The sequence below is a fragment of the Denitromonas iodatirespirans genome (assembly GCF_018524365.1).
Taxonomy (GTDB): domain Bacteria; phylum Pseudomonadota; class Gammaproteobacteria; order Burkholderiales; family Rhodocyclaceae; genus Nitrogeniibacter; species Nitrogeniibacter iodatirespirans.
The window spans coordinates 1-426 of sequence record NZ_JAEKFT010000142.1 but is presented as its reverse complement, the minus strand read 5'-3'; the positions used below and the strand labels follow the sequence as shown (position 1 = coordinate 426).

Annotated in this window: 1 protein-coding gene; it reads right to left on the bottom strand. The window is 65.5% G+C overall.

Annotated elements, in window-relative coordinates; genetic code table 11:
* Window positions 1–426: integrase core domain-containing protein (locus tag I8J34_RS24315; protein ID WP_214364203.1), on the bottom strand; the 426-nt coding region annotated here is incomplete at both ends.

Sequence of the window (426 nt, the reverse complement as noted above, 5' to 3'; positions counted from 1 at the left end):
CCTCAAGATACGTCTGATGGCGCGCGGCCAGGATCGCTCGGTCCTCAAGGGCATGGCGCTGCACGGGCGTCACGTAGCGGATGGTGCTGTGCCGGTGCTCGAAGTTGTACCAGCGCACGAAGTCATGTCCCCAGGCACGGGCCTCTTCCAGGTTGTCGAAGCCGTGCGCCGGGAACTCGGGCCGGTACTTCGCCGTTTTGAAGAGCGACTCGACATAGGCGTTGTCGTCGGACACGCGCGGACGCGAGTACGACGGTTTGACACCCAGCCAGTGCAGCATCGCCAGCACCGTGGTGGCCTTGAGCGTGCTGCCGTTGTCGCCGTGCAGCACGGGCTTGTCAGTCATCGCGTGGATGCCTTCGGCCAGCGCGGTGCGCTTGAGCAGGCTCACCGCGTGGTCGGCGTCATCGCGCTCATGGATCTCCC